Raw genomic sequence first — 12,206 nt, 5'->3', positions numbered from 1 at the left:
GAGGTCGCCGTGGGCGACCGCGTCGGCGTCGGCTGCATGGTCGACAGCTGCGGGGAGTGCGAGTTCTGCGTCGACGGGTTCGAGCAGCACTGCACCCGCGGCGCCGTGATGACGTACAACGGCCGCGGTTACGACGGCGAGCCCACCCTGGGCGGCTACTCGCGCAGCGTGGTCGTCTCCGAGCGGTTCGCGTGCCCCATCCCCGAGGGCATCGGTCTCGACGAGGCCGCTCCCCTGCTCTGCGCCGGCATCACGACGTACTCCCCGCTGCGACGCTGGGGCGTCGGCCCCGGCAGCAGGGTCGCGGTGGTCGGCCTCGGCGGACTCGGCCACATGGGCGTCAAGCTCGCCGCCGCCATGGGCGCCGAGGTCACCGTCTTCTCGCGCAGCGACGCCAAGGCCGCCGACTCGCTCGCCCTCGGGGCGGTGGAGCACGTCGCCACCGCCGACCCCGAGGCCCTGCGCAGCCGCCGCAACCAGTTCGACCTGGTCCTCAACACGGTCAGCGCCGACCTCGACATCGAGGCGTACGTCGCGATCGCGAAGCCGCGCGGCGTCGTGGTCAACGTCGGCCTGCCCAGCCAGCCGTACCAGGTCCGCCCGGGGCGCCTCGTCGGCACGAGCAAGGTGCTGGCCGGCTCCAACATCGGCGGCATCCCGGAGACCCGCGAGATGCTCGCCTTCTGTGCGGAGCACGGGATCGGGGCGCAGGTCGAGACGATCTCCGCCGCCGAGGTGGACGCGGCCTACGAGACGGTGGTGCGCGGCGACGTGCGGTACCGCTACGTGATCGACGTCAGCACCATCGAGGCCTGAGGCCCCGACCCGGCCACACTCAGCCGATCTGGGCGAGGCCCTCGAGGGGTGGTTCGACCATGCGGACCACCCCCACCACCTGCGAGCGCGGGCCGAGCCAGGTCGCGCCCTTGTCCGTGCGCAGCACCGGTCGCCCCAGCTCGAGGGCGAACACGCCGACGAGCAGCCGCTCGCCCTCGCGCACGACGGCCACCTCGCCGCGCGCGGCCCGCCGTGCGGCGGCGTAGTACGCGACCGTGCCCGGCCCCCAGCCGCGCGAGCCGAAGCCCTCCCCGAGCACGAGGAAGTCGAGGGGCTCCTCGACCGTACGCCTCAGGCGGGGCCGCGACGGCGGATCCGTCACCTCACCCCACAACACACCTTGGGCGGCATCGCCGCGCCTGTTCGAACGCACGTTCGGATCCTAGACGCTCCGCAGCCCGGAGCGACACCCCCCACCCCGCGACCGGAACCAGGCGTCCACGGTGCGTCGAACCCGTGGCCCCCACCGCGCCGGTACTGCCAGTATGTCCGCCATGGCGACCACCGAGGCGACGACGAACCAGTTCCTGAGCGGCTCGTACGCGCCGGTCCGCGTCGAGCAGACGCTCACCGACCTGCCGGTGACGGGCCGCATCCCCGAGCACCTCGACGGCCGCTACCTGCGGATCGGGCCGAACCCGATCGCCGAGGTCGACCCCGCGACGTACCACTGGTTCTCCGGCGACGGCATGGTGCACGGCATCCGCCTGCGCGACGGGAGGGCCGAGTGGTACCGCAACCGCTGGGTGCGCGGACGCGAGGCGCAGCGCCTCCTCGGGGAGACGGTGGACTGGCCGACCGACCACGGCGCCGTCCACCTGCCCTGCCGGGTGCCGGACGGGTTCCACGGCAACTGGGTGCCCACCGCCTGACGCCTCGGGCGTGCACACTGGCTCCATGACCATCGTCGACAACGCCGTCTACGTCGACGGGTGCCGGGCGGCGGAGCCGAGCACCCTGGACTCCACGTTCGACCTGCTGCGCGAGCACGGGGGGATGGCCTGGATCGGCCTGTACCGCCCGAGCCGGCACGAGATCGACGCGGTGGCGGCCGAGTTCGACCTGCACCAGCTGGCCGTCGAGGACACCGTCCACGCCCACCAGCGGCCCAAGCTCGAGCAGTACGGCGACGTGGTCTTCACCGTGCTGCGTCCGGCGCGCTACCTCGACGACGTGGAGGAGGTCGAGTTCGGCGAGCTGCACGTCTTCACCGGGCCCGACTTCCTGCTCACGATCCGGCACGCCGAGTCGCCGGACCTGGCCAAGGTGCGGGCCCGTCTCGAGGACGCCCCCGACCTGCTGCGCCAGGGGCCGGCCGCGGTGCTCTACGCGATCTTCGACCAGGTCGTCGACGAGTACGAGCCGGTCGTGCTGGGCCTGGAGAACGACATCGACGAGATCGAGGACCAGGTCTTCGCGGGCGACCCGGCGGTCTCGCGGCGCATCTACGCGCTGACGCGCGAGGTGATCGACTTCCAGCGCGCCACGCATCCCCTGCTGGAGATGATCCGGTCGCTGGACCGGCGCTTCACGGGGAAGGGCGTCGACGAGGAGCTCCGGCGCAACCTGCGGGACGTGGCCGACCACGTCATCAAGATCATCGAGCGCGTGGACGGCTTCCGGGTCCTGCTGCAGAACATCCTGACAGTCAACGCCACCCTGGTCGGGCAGCGGCAGAACGACGAGATGCAGCGCCTCACCGAGACCAGCCTGGCGCAGAGCGAGGAGGTCAAGAAGATCTCCTCGTGGGCGGCGATCCTGTTCGCGCCGACCTTCGTCAGCGGCGTGTACGGGATGAACTTCTCCCGGATGCCGGAGCTGCACTGGGCGCTGGGTTACCCGTTCGCGCTGGGGCTGATGGTGCTGGTCGGGCTGGGCCTGTACATGGTGTTCCGGCGCCGCGGCTGGCTCTGAGCCGCCGCCACGGGGCTGCAGGCTCGGCTACGATCAACCAAGCAACTGCTTGGTCGGCGCCCGCCGGCACCCACCGCCGGAGGTACCGATGTCCGCACCCGCCCGTCCCGTCGCCCTCGTCGTCGGGGGTTCGGGAGGCATCGGGGCAGCCGTCTGCACCCGCCTGGCCGCCGACGGGTACGCCGTCGTGCTGACCTACCGTTCCTCGGCCAGGGCCGCTGAGCGGGTCGTCGCCGAAGTCGCCGGTGCCGGCGGACCACAAGCCCTCGCGGTCCCGCTCGACCTCGGCGACACCGACGGGATCGCGGGACGCCTGGGCGAGGTCGTGGACCAGGTGGGCCGGGTCGACGTGCTGGTGCACGCCGCGGGGCCGCACGTACCGATGCGGCACCTCTCGCGCGTCGCGCCGGCGGAGATGACGCGGCAGCTCCTCGACGACACGGCCGCCTTCTTCGCCGTGGTCTCGGCGCTGCTGCCCGCGCTGCGGGAGAGCGCCGGGTCGGTGGTCGCGGTCACGACCGCCGCGACCTCCCGCTTCCCCGTGCGCGACGGGCTGTCGTCGGCACCCAAGGCCGGGGTGGAGGCGCTGGTGCGCGGGTTGGCCGCCGAGGAGGGCCGCTTCGGGGTCCGGTTCAACGCGGTCGGCCCCGGGATGCTCACCGACGGCATGGCCGAACGGCTGATCTCCTCGGGGGAGCTGGACGAGGCTGCGCTGGAGATCACCCGCAACAACATCCCGTTGCGGCGTTTCGGCAGCGCCGGGGACATCGCCGAGGCGGTGGCGTTCCTCGCCTCGCCGCGCGCCGGCTTCATCACCGGCCAGAAGCTGGACGTCGACGGCGGGTACGGCGTCTGACGCGACCGGGTCCTCAGCCCTGACGTTCGGCCCAGGCGACCGCCTCGGCCTGGATGTCACCGAACCGCTCCCCCATGGCCGCTGCCAGCGCCTGGGCGGCCTTGAGCGGCCGTACCATCACCATGAAGTCGACGATCAGGCCGTCGTCGTCGGTCACCAGGAAGTCGCACCCGGTGATGTCGAGCCCGTCGACCTTGGCCTCGAAGACCAGCGCGTGCTGGTCCCCGTCGGAGAGCTCGCGCACGTAGTGGAACTCCTCGAAGACCTCGATCACCGTCCGCAGGATCGCCAGCGTGATCGCCTTGCCGGCGTACGGCTTGAACGCGACCGGCGAGGTGAACACGACCTCGTCGGCCAGCAACGCCTCGATGGCGTCCAGGTCGCGGGCCTCGACTGCTGCGCGGAACGACGTCACGGTGCCTCCGAACTCCGGTGGGTGGTGAGTCGGATCGTAGGGCCTCAGCGGCGCATGACGCGTCGGGCAGCGGTGTTGCCGACCATCTGGCCCACCTGGACGATGGCGACGATGACGACCACGGCGGTCCAGGTGACCACCGTGTCGAACTGGCGGTAGCCGTACTGCTGGGCGAAGTTGCCCAGTCCCCCGCCGCCGATGACGCCCGCGATGGCGGACATGTCGACGATCGCGACGAAGCCGAAGGTGAAGCCCAGGATCAGCGGACCCATCGCCTCGGGCACCACGACCGTGAACAGGATCCGCAACCGCGAGGCCCCCATGGAACGGGCCGCCTCGATCACTCCCGGCGGCACCGTGACGAGGTTCTGCTCGACCAGCCGGCTGATCCCGAACATCGCCGCGAGGACCAGCGCGAAGACCACGGCCTTGTTGCCGATGCCGATCCCGACCACCTGACGCGCCAGCGGCTGCACGGCTGCGATGAAGATGACGAACGGGATCGGCCGGAAGAAGTTGACCAGCAGGTTGAGCACACCGTTGACCAGGCGGTTCGCGTACAGACCGGAGGGCCGGGTGGCGTACAGCCCGAGGCCGAGCAGCAGTCCCAGCAGCCCGCCCAGGGTCAGGGTCAGCGCCACGATCCACAGGGTCTCCAGCGTGGCTGTCCAGAGCATGTCGGTCAGCTCGGGCAGACGGGTGTCGACGGTGCTCATCGCAGCACCTCCACACCGGTGAGGGCGGAGACGGCCTGCGTGGCGCGCGCGGCGTCCGGTCCGTCCAGGGCCAGCACCACGTGCCCGAAGGAGGCACCGCGGACGCGGTTCACGCCTCCCTGGACGATGCGGACCGAGACGTCGTGCCCGCCGAGCGTCGAGAACACGTCCGCCTGCGAGCTGTCGGCATCGAGGTCGACGCTGACCAGGCGGCCGGTGGCGTCGCGTTCGAGCGACTCCAGCTCGGAGCCGCTGGGCACCTGCTCGACCAGGGTGCTCACGAAGCGGCGCGTCACCTCGGCCTGCGGGTGCGCGAAGATCGCCGCCACCTCACCCTGCTCGACGACCCGGCCGGCCTCCATGACGGTCATCCGGTGGGCGAGGGTGCGGACCACGTCCATCTCGTGGGTGATCACGATGATGGTGATCCCGAACTCCTCGTTGACCCGTCCCAGCAGCGCCAGCACCTCGCGGGTCGTGTCGGGGTCCAGGGCACTGGTGCACTCGTCGGCCAGCAGGATCTTGGGGCGGGTGGCGAGGGCGCGGGCGATGCCCACGCGCTGCTTCTGACCGCCGGAGAGCTGGTCGGGGTACGCGTGCGCCTTGTCGGCCAGGCCCACGAAGTGCAGCAGCTCGGAGATCCGCTGCTGACGCTCGGCCGCCGGGACGCCGGCGAGCTTGAGCGGGAACTCCAGGTTCCCCCACACCGTGCGTGACGAGAACAGGTTGAAGTGCTGGAAGACCATGCCGATCTCCCGCTGCACCTCGCGCAGGGCGGCCTGCCCCAGGGTCGTCACCTCGACCCCGTCGACGAGGACCTGCCCGGACGTGACGCTCTCCAGCCCGTTGACGAGACGCACCAGCGTGGACTTGCCGGCCCCGGAGTAGCCGACGATCGCGTGGATCTCGCCGGCCTCGACGGTCAGGTCGACGCCCCGGACGGCCTCGACCGGGACACCCTTGCGGGTGGCGGGCGCGAACGTCTTGTGGACGTCACGCAGTTCGACGAGAGCCATGCGGTTCCTCTCCGGTGTCCGGCCGGGCGCGTACGGGGGTCTCCCGCACGCGCCCGGTCGAGCGGTGTCAGCCCTTGTGGGCCTCGGTGTCGGCCTCGACCTTGGTGAGCGAGGCGACCAGGTCCGCCACGGGGGTGGTGAGCATGACGGCGGTGTTGCCCGACGCCTCCTGCACCCCCTTCTGGACCTCGGCGGTCTCCTGGTAGATCCGCACGAGCTCCTGGTAGGTCTCGTTGTCCTTGTCCTCGGCGCGGACGGCGAAGATGTTCACGTACGGCAGCGCGTTGGGGTCGGACGGGTCGTCCTGGGCGATGGCGTCGGCGAACTCGAGGCCGGCCTTGGTGACGAAGTCGTTGTTGACGACGGCGGCAGCCACGTCCTCCAGCGAGGCCGGGGTGAGCGCGGCCTGCATGGCCTTCACCTTCACCCGCGAGCTGGCCTCGTCGACGTCGGCGAGGGTGGAGAAGATCGACCCGCCGTCCTTGAGCTGGATCAGCCCGGCCGACTGGAGGATCAGCAGGCCGCGGGCCTGGTTCGAGGCGTCGTCCGGCACGACCACGGTCTCGCCGTCCTTGATCTCCTCGGGCGAGTCGTACGTCGCGGAGTACAGACCGAGCGGGTAGATCGCGGTCGCGCCCAGCGGGGTCAGGTCCTCACCGCTGGAGACGTTGTAGTCGGCGAGGTACACGATGTGCTGGAACTGGTTCATGTCCAGCTCGCCCTCGCTCACGGCCGGGTTGGGCTGCGCGTAGTCGCTGAAGTCGACGATCTCGACGTCGATGCCCTCGTCCTCGGCGGCCTTCTCGAAGGTCTCCCAGTACGGCTCGGCGGCGCCGACGACGCCCAGGCGCACCGTCTCGGCCTCGTCCTCGGACTGCCACGGGGCCCAGACCAGCAGGCCTGCGACCACGGCGGCCACCACGACGACCACGGCAGCGATGACGGGTCCCCGTCGCCTCGGCGCCTCGATCAGTGGGGCGTTCGTCTCGGACACGGTGCTTCCTCCTCGGTGTGATGTGCTCATCCGGCAGATGGGCAACAATCAACCGTAGGAATCCACTCCCCTACGACCTCACGATTCCCACATCGTGAACCATGCCCGAGCGTGGGGCATGGCGAAGGTCACGCTCCGAGGTCCCGCTTGGCCGCGTCGATGTCGTCGAGGTTCTGCAGCGCCTCGACGAGGAAGGCGGACGGATGGGTCGGAACAACGGCCCGCAGGGCGATCAGGGCGTTCGCGAGGTCGTGCCCCGCCAGCACCGCCGCGCGCGCCGCGACGGCGGTGACTCCCGCGCCGCTGGCACCGTGCAGGCAGACGGACCGTCCGGCGCGCTGCAGCCGTACGACGGTGCGGGCCGCGTCGTCGAGCACGAACTCGAGGTTGGGGTTGTCGCCCGCCACCTCGTCGGCGATGCCCACGACGTACTCGTCGGCCGTGCCGTGCGCCCCCTCGCCCGGGAGGGCGGTCACCGTCATCAGGGCGTCGACGACGTGCGAGAGCGACTGCGGGTCCGTGTCGGCCAGCCAGACGCCGTCGAGCAGCGGGTGCGGGACGACCCCTCCGCCGGCCCACGGGCGCGCCACCACGCGCGGCGGGCGTCCGGCGGCCGCTCCCAGCGCTCCAGTGGTGAGGCGGGCAAGCTCGCGGGCGCCGTCGACCGGCGCGCCCCAGCCGTGCACCATGCGGCGCCACTCGAGCGGGATCGCGCTGGCTCCCCACCGGGCGCCCAGCAGGGTTCCGGCGATGGCCGCGACCGTGTCGGTGTCGTGCCCGATCCCGATGGCGCGCGCCAGGCTCTCGGGCAGGTGAGCGCACGGGATGCAGCCCGGCTCCGGGGTGTGCACGATCGAGGACCACGCCGCCTGCAGGGCACCGACCACCCACGCGTTCTGGGAGAAGGTCTCCGGCTGCCCCTTCTCCGCCGCGTCGAGGTGGTCCACCCACTGCTCGGAGTCGGGGACGTGACGCAGCAGGTCGCGCGGGTCCGCGAACTCCCCGTGCAGCACGGCGTGCTGGACCATCAACGACCACAGCGCGGCGCCCTGGCCGGCCAGCGGGTCGTGGTGGGTCAGGGCGGAGAGGGCCATCGCCGCCTGCACGACCTCGCGCTCGGGGGCGATCAGGTGGGCGAGCGCGACGGGAGCGGTCCGCATGAGCGACCCGTTGCCCGCCGAGCGCCCACCGTTCTCCCGGTGGACGTCCGTGGCCGCCCGGGTCATCTGGGAGGCGCTGGCGCTGCGCCCGGCGAGCTGCAGCACCCGGCTGGTCTGGATGCCGACGTCCGCGGGGCCGGCTGCGAACCACTCGGAGAACCCGTCGGCCACGGCGTCGAGCGCGTCCTCGCTGCGCAGGTCGAGGCCGCGGGCGCCGACGCGCGCGATGGCGACCGCCTGGGCGGTGTCGTCGGTCCACTCGCCGGGCGTGAAGTTGCCCAGGCCGCCGCCGATCATCGCGGGCCGACCCTCGTACGGCGCGGACCCGAACTCGTAGCCGGCGCCGAGCGCGTCACCGACGGCACACCCCAGCAGCACCCCGTGAGCGCGATCGAGCTGCGCGTGGCTGAGTCTCATCGTTCCTCCCCCAAGGACACGTGAACGGCCACGCTGACGCCTGACCACAGATGAGTGTTGTAGCACGACGCCCCGACGTTCGCCGGACTCTTCCCGGACGCTGCCGGCCGGGAACCGGTCAGGGAGCCTGGCCCTTGAACCTCTGCAGGTACGACCCCATGCCGCGCAGCGGGTACGGGCGCGGCCAGTCACGCGAGCGGAACCACGCGTCCGACCCGCCGTCGACGAACACGACGCTCCCGCACAGGAACTCGGCGGTGTCGGCGAGCATGAACACCGCCCAGGCGGCCAGGTGGTCGGGATCCCCGAAACCGCCCGCGGGCACGGGGAACCGACGGATCAGCCGTGCCTCCGCCGGCGTGGCGAGCTGCTTCTCCAGCATCGGGGTCATGATCGCGCCCGGCGCGATGGCGTTGAGCCGGATCCCGGCCCCGGCCCACTCGGCCTGCACCGCGGTCCGACGGACCCAGTGCGACACCGCGATCTTGGACGCGGCGTAGGCGAAGGAGGGCGCGGCCTTGCCGAAGAAGGAGAGGATCCTGGCGGCGCGCTCCACGTCGCCGGCCAGCATCGCGTTGACCACCGGGCGCGGCACCAGCGGCGTCGTGGTGGTCGAGTTGGACGAGAACACCACCACCTTGGCGTGCCCCGAGGCCGCGAGCGCCGGGCGCCACGCGGTGAGCAGCTCGACGACCCCCAGCACGTTGATCCGCCCGATGAGGAGGGGGCGGTCCTTGCCCGGCGTGGGACCGACACCGGCGGCCATGACCGCGCCGTCCAGCACGCCGGACGAGAGCTCGAGCACGGCCTCGACGGCATGCCGCCGCCCGTCGGCCGTGGACAGGTCCGCGACGACGTCGGCGTCGCGCTGGTCCACGCCCACGACCCGGTGGCCCTGGTCCCTCAACCGCCGGACCACCGCCTGCCCCATCCCCGAGGCGGAGCCGGTCACCACGTACGTACCCATGCGTCCTCCTGCGGTCCTGAGTCGTCGGCCGCGGGCAGCGTACGGGAATCCGCGTCAAATGGACAGGTGTCCAGAATGCCGGGTTGGTCCCGACTTTCCCGACCCCGCCACGACCTCCCTACACTTCCGGCGTGGATCCGGTGCTCAACATCTCCGCCTACCTGTTCACCCCGCTGACGGACCGTGAGCAGCTGCGCGAGACCCTGCTGGCCCGCGCCCGCGCCGGGAACCTCAAGGGAACCGTCCTGATCGCGCCCGAGGGCATCAACCTCTTCCTCGCCGGCGACGCCGTGCAGGTGCGCGGCTTCCTCCACGAGCTGCGTCGCGACCCCCGGTTCGCAGACCTGGGGGCGAAGGAGAGCTGGTCGGCCGACCAGCCGTTCCGCAAGATGCTGGTCAAGCTCAAGAACGAGATCATCCGCATGGACCACCCCGCGGTCCGCCCGGCCGACGGGCGCGCACCGTCCGTGGCTCCCGACGTCCTGCGCCGCTGGCTCGACCAGGGGCACGACGACGAGGGGCGCGAGGTCGTCATGCTCGACACCCGCAACGCGTTCGAGGTCGAGTACGGGACGTTCACCGGGGCTCTCGACTGGCGGATCGAGCGGTTCACGCAGTTCCCCGCCGCCGTCGAGGAGCACCGCGACGACCTCGCGGGCAAGACCGTGGTGACGTTCTGCACCGGAGGCATCCGCTGCGAGAAGGCCGCGATCGTCATGGACGACCTGGGCGTCGACCACGTCCTGCAGCTCGAGGGCGGCATCCTCACCTGGTTCGAGCAGGTCGGCGCGGACCACTTCGAGGGCGGCTGCTTCGTCTTCGACGACCGCGAGGTCCTCACCCCGCAGCTGCGCGTCCCGGAGGAGTTCGAGACGCGGCGCGAGCCGCGGCGCTCGGCGCTCGCCTGAGCCCCGGGAACCAGCGCACCGCCGCGCCGGCGGTGCCACGATGGCCCCATGGAACTCCTCGACGCCTCCGTCCAGCCCGCCGTCGCCGACCTGCCCGGTGAGACCGTGCTGGCGGGCGCCCCGCGGGCCGGCGCGGTCCCACTGACCACGCTGGGCGACCTCGAGGTCGGGGTCTGGGAGATGACACCGGGCACGGCCACCGACGTCGAGGTGGACGAGGTGTTCGTGGTGCTCGTCGGCTCGGCCACGGTCTCCGTCGAGGGAGGTCCCACGATCGACCTCTCCCCCGGCAGCCTCGTACGGCTGCACGCCGGCGACCGGACGACGTGGACGGTGCACGCGGCGCTGCGGAAGCTGTACGTCGGCTGATCCCCCGAATCCCTTGTCCGCGCGCGTCGCCGGGCGCACAATGAAACGGACAGCGTTGTCCGTTTCATTGAGGAGAGAGCCATGCCGACCCCGAACACCTACGACCACACCTACGACGTGGTCGTCGTCGGAAGCGGCGCGGCCGCCTTCGCCACCGCCATGGGCGCCGGCGACGAGGGCCTGTCGGTCCTCATGGTCGAGAGCACCGAGGCGTGGGGCGGCAACTCCTCCATGTCGGGCGGCGGCATGTGGCTGCCCAACAACCCGCTGATGGCACGCGACGGCGTCTCCGACTCCCGCGAGGAGGCCCTGACCTACCTCGAGGCCACCGTGAGCGAGCCCAGCAAGTCCAGCAACCGCGCCCGCAAGGAGGCGTTCGTCGACGGCGTCGAGGACTTCGTGAAGACCGCCCAGCGGTACGGCATGGACTTCGCGCGTGCCCCCGAGTACGCCGACTACTACCCCGAGCGGCCCGGCGGCAAGATCGGCCGCGCCATCGAGCACGAGCCGTTCGACGTCAAGCGCATCGGCGAGTGGTGGAAGACCTGCCAGGCCCCCGCCGCCCTGCCGATCAAGACCGACGACGTCTGGCTGCTCGGCCGCGCCTGGTCGACCCCGGACGGCTTCGTGCGCGGCGCCAAGTTCGTCTTCAGCGCCCTGGGCCGCGTGGCCCGCGGCCACAAGCCCGCCGGCATCGGTGCCGGCCTGCTGAGCTCCTTCCTCGACATCGTGGTGCAGAAGCAGGGCGCCCACCTGTGGCTCTCCTCACCGCTGACCGAGCTCGTCGTCGAGGACGGCCGCGTCACCGGCGTGGTGGTCACCCGCGACGGGAAGCGCGTCACCGTACGCGCCAACCGCGGCGTCATGCTCGCCGCCGGCGGCTTCGACTACAACAAGGAGAAGCGCCGCGAGCACCACGGCATCGACGGCAACCCGTCGGGCGCGCCGGGCAACCTGGGCCTGCCGATCGACCTGGCCGAGGCTGCCGGCGCCGAGCTCGAGCTGATGGACGACGCCTGGTGGGGCGCCTCGGTCACCGGCCACAACGGCAGCACGCCGTTCTTCCTGGTCGGCGAGCGCTCCTTCCCGTTCTCGATCATCGTGGACGCCAAGGGCGAGCGGTTCGCCAACGAGTCGGAGTCGTACGTCGACCTGGGCCACCACATGCTCGAGCACGACAAGGACGGCGCCTACTGGATGGTGACCGACACCCGGCACGCACGCCGCTACCTGCGCAACTACGCCCTCGACCCGCGCCAGAACAAGGTGCTCAAGGAGGCTGGCCTCATGGTCAAGGCCGACTCGATCACCGAGCTCGCCGGCAAGATCGGCGTCGACGCGGCCCGCCTGCAGGCCACCGTCGAGCGCTTCAACGGCTTCGCCCGCGCCGGCGTCGACGGCGACTTCGGCCGCGGGAACTCGGCGTACGACCGCTACTACAGCGACCCACTGGTTCACCCCACCCCCAATCTCGGCCCATTGGAGCGCGGACCGTTCACCGCTGTTAAGGTCGTCATCGGAGACCTCGGCACCAAGGGAGGCGTGGTCACCGACGCCGAGGGCCGGGCGCTGCGCGAGGACGGATCGGTGATCGACGGGCTCTATTCGGCCGGAAACAACTCGGCCTCGGTGATGGG

Annotated in this window: 14 protein-coding genes; 7 read left to right on the top strand and 7 right to left on the bottom strand. The window is 71.5% G+C overall.

Annotated elements, in window-relative coordinates; genetic code table 11:
* Positions 1 to 816: NAD(P)-dependent alcohol dehydrogenase (locus tag ACI379_RS07870; RefSeq protein ID WP_439791533.1), on the top strand; the 816-nt coding region annotated here is incomplete at its 5' end.
* Positions 817 to 835: 19 nt separating this feature from the next.
* Here the strand turns inward: ACI379_RS07870 and ACI379_RS07865 are convergent.
* Positions 836 to 1,210 carry a hypothetical protein gene (locus ACI379_RS07865; RefSeq protein ID WP_439791532.1) on the bottom strand — a complete coding sequence of 125 codons (375 nt, stop codon included), beginning with the start codon at positions 1,208 to 1,210 and terminating at the stop codon, positions 836 to 838.
* Between the two features lie 121 nt (positions 1,211 to 1,331).
* Between ACI379_RS07865 and ACI379_RS07860 the strand changes: the two genes are divergently transcribed.
* The 3 genes from ACI379_RS07860 (at position 1,332) to ACI379_RS07850 (ending at position 3,607) form a co-directional block, all read left to right on the top strand.
* Positions 1,332 to 1,709, top strand: coding sequence for a carotenoid oxygenase family protein (locus ACI379_RS07860; RefSeq protein WP_439791531.1), 378 nt, complete (start codon positions 1,332 to 1,334; stop codon positions 1,707 to 1,709).
* Between the two features lie 25 nt (positions 1,710 to 1,734).
* A complete protein-coding gene (gene corA, locus ACI379_RS07855) occupies positions 1,735 to 2,751 on the top strand; it encodes a magnesium/cobalt transporter CorA (protein ID WP_439791530.1) in 1,017 nt (338 codons plus the stop codon).
* 88 nt (positions 2,752 to 2,839) lie between these two features.
* Positions 2,840 to 3,607 carry an SDR family NAD(P)-dependent oxidoreductase gene (locus tag ACI379_RS07850; RefSeq protein ID WP_439791529.1) on the top strand — a complete coding sequence of 256 codons (768 nt, stop codon included), beginning with the start codon at positions 2,840 to 2,842 and terminating at the stop codon, positions 3,605 to 3,607.
* Positions 3,608 to 3,620: 13 nt separating this feature from the next.
* Here the strand turns inward: ACI379_RS07850 and ACI379_RS07845 are convergent, their stop codons facing one another.
* From ACI379_RS07845 to ACI379_RS07820, 6 genes are all read right to left on the bottom strand, one after another.
* Positions 3,621 to 4,022 carry a nuclear transport factor 2 family protein gene (locus ACI379_RS07845; protein ID WP_439791528.1) on the bottom strand — a complete coding sequence of 134 codons (402 nt, stop codon included), beginning with the start codon at positions 4,020 to 4,022 and terminating at the stop codon, positions 3,621 to 3,623.
* 44 nt (positions 4,023 to 4,066) lie between these two features.
* Entirely contained in the window at positions 4,067 to 4,738 is a 672-nt protein-coding gene (locus ACI379_RS07840; RefSeq protein ID WP_439791527.1) for a methionine ABC transporter permease, read from the bottom strand.
* The gene (locus tag ACI379_RS07835) at positions 4,735 to 5,754 is read right to left on the bottom strand and encodes a methionine ABC transporter ATP-binding protein (protein WP_439791526.1); all 1,020 of its coding nucleotides are present in this window, start codon (positions 5,752 to 5,754) and stop codon (positions 4,735 to 4,737) included. The genes ACI379_RS07840 and ACI379_RS07835 overlap by 4 nt, the downstream gene beginning before the upstream one ends.
* Before the next feature lie 67 nt (positions 5,755 to 5,821).
* A complete protein-coding gene (locus tag ACI379_RS07830; RefSeq protein WP_439791525.1) occupies positions 5,822 to 6,748 on the bottom strand; it encodes a MetQ/NlpA family ABC transporter substrate-binding protein in 927 nt (308 codons plus the stop codon).
* A gap of 128 nt (positions 6,749 to 6,876) precedes the next feature.
* Complete coding sequence (locus ACI379_RS07825; RefSeq protein ID WP_439791524.1) at positions 6,877 to 8,325, bottom strand: ADP-ribosylglycohydrolase family protein; 1,449 nt, start codon at positions 8,323 to 8,325, stop codon at positions 6,877 to 6,879.
* 118 nt (positions 8,326 to 8,443) lie between these two features.
* Entirely contained in the window at positions 8,444 to 9,292 is an 849-nt protein-coding gene (locus tag ACI379_RS07820; protein WP_439791523.1) for an SDR family oxidoreductase, read from the bottom strand.
* Between the two features lie 131 nt (positions 9,293 to 9,423).
* Between ACI379_RS07820 and ACI379_RS07815 the strand changes: the two genes are divergently transcribed.
* The 3 genes from ACI379_RS07815 to ACI379_RS07805 form a co-directional block, all read left to right on the top strand.
* Positions 9,424 to 10,200, top strand: coding sequence for a sulfurtransferase (locus ACI379_RS07815; RefSeq protein ID WP_439791522.1), 777 nt, complete (start codon positions 9,424 to 9,426; stop codon positions 10,198 to 10,200).
* 48 nt (positions 10,201 to 10,248) lie between these two features.
* Positions 10,249 to 10,569 (top strand): cupin domain-containing protein, encoded by a 321-nt coding sequence (locus ACI379_RS07810; RefSeq protein ID WP_439791521.1) that lies wholly within the window; start codon positions 10,249 to 10,251, stop codon positions 10,567 to 10,569.
* Positions 10,570 to 10,650: 81 nt separating this feature from the next.
* Positions 10,651 to 12,206, top strand: a 1,556-nt coding sequence (locus ACI379_RS07805; protein ID WP_439791520.1) for an FAD-binding protein, incomplete at its 3' end; no start/stop codon positions are given.

This window comes from Nocardioides sp. (assembly GCF_051876515.1).
Classification (GTDB): domain Bacteria; phylum Actinomycetota; class Actinomycetes; order Propionibacteriales; family Nocardioidaceae; genus Nocardioides.
This window is presented reverse-complemented; position numbering and strand designations above follow the sequence as displayed.